The 5,591-nt window shown below is 66.4% G+C and carries 4 protein-coding genes and 1 pseudogene; all 5 read left to right on the top strand.

Annotated features, from left to right (window positions below; all coding sequences use genetic code 11):
* Window positions 1–114: 114 nt before the first annotated feature.
* Window positions 115–282, top strand: a pseudogene (locus E2C05_RS34900) (ATP-binding domain-containing protein); the annotation flags it as partial.
* Window positions 283–395: 113 nt separating this feature from the next.
* The gene (locus E2C05_RS28125) at window positions 396–1,400 is read left to right on the top strand and encodes a cytochrome-c peroxidase (protein WP_133222954.1); all 1,005 of its coding nucleotides are present in this window, start codon (window positions 396–398) and stop codon (window positions 1,398–1,400) included.
* A 26-nt stretch (window positions 1,401–1,426) separates the two neighbouring features.
* Window positions 1,427–3,556 carry a putative bifunctional diguanylate cyclase/phosphodiesterase gene (locus E2C05_RS28130; protein WP_158292419.1) on the top strand — a complete coding sequence of 710 codons (2,130 nt, stop codon included), beginning with the start codon at window positions 1,427–1,429 and terminating at the stop codon, window positions 3,554–3,556.
* A 237-nt stretch (window positions 3,557–3,793) separates the two neighbouring features.
* Window positions 3,794–4,891, top strand: coding sequence for a TRAP transporter substrate-binding protein DctP (gene dctP, locus E2C05_RS28135; RefSeq protein ID WP_133222956.1), 1,098 nt, complete (start codon window positions 3,794–3,796; stop codon window positions 4,889–4,891).
* Window positions 4,892–4,894: 3 nt separating this feature from the next.
* Window positions 4,895–5,591: cache domain-containing protein (locus E2C05_RS28140; protein ID WP_133222957.1), on the top strand; the 697-nt coding region annotated here is incomplete at its 3' end.

The following is a 5,591-nucleotide window of genomic DNA, read 5'->3' on the forward strand; positions in this document are numbered from 1 at the left end:
CATCCTGGGGCATGGCCGGCGCCACCCGCGCCCGGGGGCTCGCCCCCGGGCGCGGGCAGTCGCGCTGGACTGGGGAATTTTCAGCCAGCACTTCCGGGGAGGATTGGGCCAGCAGCTACACACTACGTCATGCTGCAGCGGAACCTGCTCTACACCGGCGTCACCCGCGGCAAGCGGCTGGTGGTGCTGGTCGGCCAGCCGCGGGCGGTGGCCATCGCGGTGCGCGGCGTGACGGGACGGCGGCGCTGGTCCAAGCTGCAGGAGTGGCTGGCCGACCGGTAGGACCTCCTCCCTCCGCAGCTCGAAGGAGGCACCAGTTCGACGCATTTTGATGCACGGTCATGATATCAAGGAGAAGTCGGTAACACACGATATGGCGCCTCGAGGGCATTCGGATGCGTTGCCTGCTTTCCATCCTTGTCATCATCGTGGCGACGCTGACGCCCGCCATCGCGCAGCCCACAAGCGACGACGCGCTCCGGACTGCCTTTGCGCGTCCGACGGCGGTACCTTATCCAGCCAATAACCGCTTCACAGCCGAGCGCGAACTGCTTGGGAGGACGCTGTTCTTTGACCCGCGTCTGTCGGGCTCTAACCTGCTGTCCTGCGGGTCATGCCACAACCCGGCCTTTGGCTGGGGCGATGGCCAGGCGATCGGACGCGGCCATGCGATGGTGACGCTGACCCGACGCTCACCTAGCATTCTCAACTTGGCCTGGAGCAGCGCCTTCTTTTGGGACGGACGCGCGCCGACGCTCGAGATCCAGGCGCTGGGCCCGCTGGGCAATAAGATCGAGATGAACATGCAGATCGAAGCCCTGCCCGGCAAACTTGCTGCAATCCCAGGCTATCGGCGGCTGTTCGAGATAGCCTATCCAGGCGAGCCGCTGTCGCTCGATACGATCACCCGCGCCATCGCCACGTTTGAGCGTGGGCTAGTCAGCGGCTTGACGGTCTTCGACCGGTGGGTCGCGGGCGATGATGGTGTGCTCTCACCCGCGGAGCGGCGTGGCCTGGACATCTTCGTCGGACCAGCTGGGTGCGCGGCGTGCCATACGGGCTGGAACTTCACCGACGGGCAGTTCCATGACACTGGCCTTCCAACGCAAGACGTTGGGCGCGCGCGGTTTGACACGCAGGATCCGCGTGCGCCATTTGCGTTCAAAACGCCAGGTCTGCGCGATGTGGGCCGTCGGGCACCCTATATGCACAATGGTTCACTGCCAACACTTGAGAGCATCGTGCGCTTCTACGAGACGGGTGGTGTAGAGCGGCCGAGCCGCTCCCCCCTCATTCGGCCGTTCCGCCTGACCGAGATCGAGCGGGCCGAGCTGCTTGCCTTCCTCGGAACTTTGACCGCGCTACCGCGGGACGTCGCAGTCCCCTCGCTTCCACGCTGATGTCGATCGCCCGGAAGGCCAGGGTCATGACCATACGCGCCTCCCTGATCGCCGGCATCGGCGTGCTCGGGCTGCTGGGCGTCGTCCAGGCAGGCGCGGCCCTCCTCGGGCAGACAAACCTGAACTGGGTGTTGGGCACGCAGGGCGTCGTGATCTCCAGCATCAATGCAATTGCCGAGGCACAGCTCAGCTTCGAGCGGGCCGACCGCGCCGCTCATGAGAGCAGGCGTTCAGCCGATCTCGATTCGGCTCAGGCGGCCGCCAAGCGCTTTCGCGCCGAGGCCGACACGCTCATGCGCGCCTTGCAGCAAAGTCTGGCGACGGAAGCGGAATTCGCGCCGCTTCTGCTGGGCACGCGAGACTGGGTCAGGCAGACAGACCTCCGGCTCCCCGGCAGCACCGCCGAGGGTCATGCGGAACTGCTGCGCGAGGATCTACTCGAAGCTCGGCGCGACGGTCAGCAGCAGGACATCGCACGTGCCGTCGCCGCCATCATGTTAACCGCAGAGCGGGCGCGGCGCAGCGCCATGGCGCATGCGACCACAACCCAGACCGTCGTGATCGCGCTCGTCTTCGGGTCGCTGGCGTGCTGCCTGTGCATCGGCCTTTTCCTCGTCCGTCAGGTGCTGCGTCCCCTCCGCAAGCTGACGAACGCGACCGGGCGCGTCGCGGCGGGCAATCTCGAGCGCTCGGTCGAGGGTGTCGACCGAGCGGACGAGGTGGGCGAGATCGCTACCGCTCTGGATGCCCTGCGACGTGGAACCCTGCAGGCACGAGAGGCGCAACAACAGGCCGACGCTGAGCGAGCCGTCGCAGCCGAGCGTATCGGCTACTTGGCACACCACGATCCGCTCACCGGCCTTCCCAATCGCGCGCTGCTACATGAGCGCCTGCAGCAGGCGATGGCACTTGCTCGGCACAACGGCCAGTCCATCGCGTTGCTTTGGATCGATCTTGACCGGTTCAAGGCGGTGAATGACTCGTTCGGGCATTCGGCCGGCGATGCGCTCCTGCGTGAGCTTGCACGGCGTCTGAGTGGTGCGATTCGGGCTACTGATACGGTGGCCCGGCTCGGCGGTGATGAGTTCATCATTATCCAGACTAGCATGGAGCGACCGCAGGATGCCGAGAGCTTGGCCGCGCGATTGAACGTCCTGCTTTCGGAGCCGCTTGACCTTGAGCATGGTCGGCAGGCCGTGGTGTCTGCTTCCATCGGGATTGCCGTATTCCCAGAGGATGGCGCGACCTGCGAATCACTTTTGGCAAATGCGGACCTCGCCATGTACCGCGTCAAGGGCGAGGGCCGGAACGCCTTTGCGTTTTTCCGCGCCGAGATGGATCATGCATCGCAGGACCGATGTGCGCTGGAACAGGAACTCCGGTTTGCTCTGGTACGGGGCCAGCTCTCGCTCGAGTATCAGCCACAGGTGGATATGGTCACTGGCCGCGTGCATGGTTTCGAGGCGCTGCTACGGTGGTCGCTGCCCGGGAGAGGTTCCGTTCGGCCCGACGTGTTCATCCCCGTCGCGGAGGCGAGCGGCGCAATTGTCCCCATCGGGGCTTGGGTTCTTGAAGAAGCCTGCCGCGAGGCAAGTAGATGGCACGAGCCAATGCGGATCTCGGTCAACGTCTCGACCGCACAGTTCCAACAAGGCGACTTCGTCGGGCTGGTGAGCCGGACCTTGGCCGCGACGGGGCTGGATGCCTCCCGACTCGAGATCGAGGTGACCGAGAGCATGCTCAGCCGTGACCCAGCACGGATGCTGGAGGTGCTGAACCGCCTTCGTGCGATGGGTGTCAGCGTGGCGATGGACGATTTCGGGACTGGCTACTCCTCGCTCGCAACGCTACGCGCCTTTCCCTTTAACCGCCTCAAGATCGACCGATCCTTTGTGCGGGACCTCGAGGTCAACCGGGAAGCCGCGGCAATCGTTCATGGCGTGCTGGGCCTCGCAAAAGCCCTGAGCTTGCCCGTCGTTGCCGAAGGTGTAGAAACTGAGCAGCAATCAGAGTTTCTGCGCACGGCGGGTTGTGCCGAAGCTCAAGGATACCTGTTCGGCAAGCCAAGGCCGATCGCCTACTACGACCACCTCACGCATCCGGCCACCTCATCATGCACTGCAGACAGCAACTCTGTCTTGCTAGTCGAAGCGTAGCACAACCGTGCTTCACCCGCAGTCGAGGCCGAGCGACCGGGTTGTCTTGTGCGCTGACGCAGCCCTCCATCAGCTCGGCAGCTTTCTCGACAACGCCGCAAGCACCACGCTCATCGTGAGCGAAGGGGACCTTCATCGTACCATCGCTGGCAGGAAAGAGGCACGTTCCTGGACTACCGGCGGCGACGCAACGACTAGGATAGGCATGACGATGCCACCTAGGTCAGAGCGGCCGCGATGCTTGCCACAGCCAACCCCACCCGCCCGCCGACCAGGCGCTCCTGGTGGCAGCGCCTGCGCGTCGCGGCCGGCGTCTGCTTGGCAGCTGCGCTGCTTGCTGGCGGCGTGGCAGCGGCCGAGGAGCAGGCCGGCGAGCTTGACGTCATCGGCGGTCTCGGCGGGATCAGCCAGTACGAGCGGCTCGAAAAGCCGTTCTGGACCGAGCGACTGCCGGAGATCACCCGTGGCCGACTGCGTGCCCGCATACAGCCCTTTGACCGGAGCGGCATCGCCGGTCAGGAGGTGCTGCGGCTGCTGAGTGCCGGTGTTCTGTCGTATGCCACCGTCATACTCAGCATTGCGGCGGCCGAAGAGCCGGAGCTGAATGCGGTCGACCTGCCGCTGCTCAGTCCCGATGTCAACGCCCTGCGCCGCACCGTGGACGCTTGGCGGCCGTGGATGGAAGCGGTACTCCGGGACCGCTTCGGCCTGGAGCCCCTTGCAGTCTACGCGCATCCTGCGCAGGTCCTGTTCTGCCGCGAGCCGTTCCAAGGTCTTGAGATTGCCGGACGACGAGTCCGTACCTCCTCGGTTGGACAAGCTGAACTCGTCAAAGCACTCGGCGGGATTCCGGTGGTGATCCCCTTCGCCGAGATCATGCCGGCGCTGCGCGACGACGTGGTCACCTGCGCTATCACTTCAGCCATTGCCGGCCAAACCATCGGCCTTCCGACCAGGGCGCCGCATATCGGCCGGGTGGGCGTCAGCTGGGGTCTTGGTGTCTTTGCCGCCAATCAAACCGCTTGGCAAAGCCTGCCCGAAGATCTCCGCGCACAGGTGCAGGGTGGCGTCCGCATGTTGGAACGGGAAATCTGGGAGGAGGCGGAACGGGAGTCCGCTGTAGGGCAGGCTTGCGGGATCCGGTCGGGGGCCTGTGCCGGGGACCGCCCAGTGCGTGGCGTCGAACCGCTTGGCAGTCAGGACGAGACACGTCGCATGCGCTTGCTGAACGAGACCATTATTCCACGGTGGCTGGAACGCTGCGGCCTGCAGTGCGCCGCCCAATGGAACCGCTACATGGCCGCTGCGGTCGGAGTTGTGACCGAGGTCCGCTGAGCGATGCCGCTGCACCTGCTCGCCCGGATGATCCTGCTGGGGGCCAGCGCGCTGGTCCTGCTGATCCTGGCAGGCAGCGCGCTGCTGGTGCAGCGCGCCCACCGCACCGCGGAGGCGGAGGCGGAGGCGATGGTGCAGCGGGCCGCGGCGGTGGCGGAAAGCGCGGTGAACCGGTTCTTCCTGCAGGTGGACGGTACGCTGATCGGGCTGCCGGCACTGCTCGACGGCCCGGCTGCGCTGGATGCCGGCGCCGCCTCGCGCCTGCTGCGCAACCTTGGCTTCCAGAACCTGAATTTCCGCGACCTGCTGCTGGTGCGGAGCGACGGGTGGGTCTGGGCCTCGGCGCAGCCGGCCTCGCTGGGCCGGTCGCTGCCGGTGCCGCCCGGCACGCTGGCGGCGGGACCGCGTCGCGGCGCCATGGTCATCGCCGGGCCGGCGCTCAACCCGGTGACCGGCGAATGGGCGCTCTTCTTCACCCGCATCATCCGCATGCCGGGGGGCGAGCCGCGGCATGCCGTGGCGGAAGTGCCTGTCCCGCTCGTCGCCGGGCTGTTCGCGCCGGCCGCCGGCGCCGGCATTCGCGTCGCGCTGGAACGCAGCGACGGCGCCCTGCTGGCGAGCCTGCCGCATGACGAGGGCCGCATGGGCCGGCCGGCGGAGATCCGGCCGGCATTGCCTGAGCCGAGTTCGCCGGAGCGCT

The sequence above is a fragment of the Paracraurococcus ruber genome, from assembly GCF_004353985.1.
In the GTDB taxonomy this organism is placed as follows: domain Bacteria; phylum Pseudomonadota; class Alphaproteobacteria; order Acetobacterales; family Acetobacteraceae; genus Paracraurococcus; species Paracraurococcus ruber.

Coding starts and splice junctions, on each gene's coding strand:
- E2C05_RS28125 (WP_133222954.1), top strand. CDS start 396: ATGCGTTGCCTGCTTTCCATCCTTGTCATCATCGTGGCGACGCTGACG.
- E2C05_RS28130 (WP_158292419.1), top strand. CDS start 1,427: ATGACCATACGCGCCTCCCTGATCGCCGGCATCGGCGTGCTCGGGCTG.
- dctP (WP_133222956.1), top strand. CDS start 3,794: ATGCTTGCCACAGCCAACCCCACCCGCCCGCCGACCAGGCGCTCCTGG.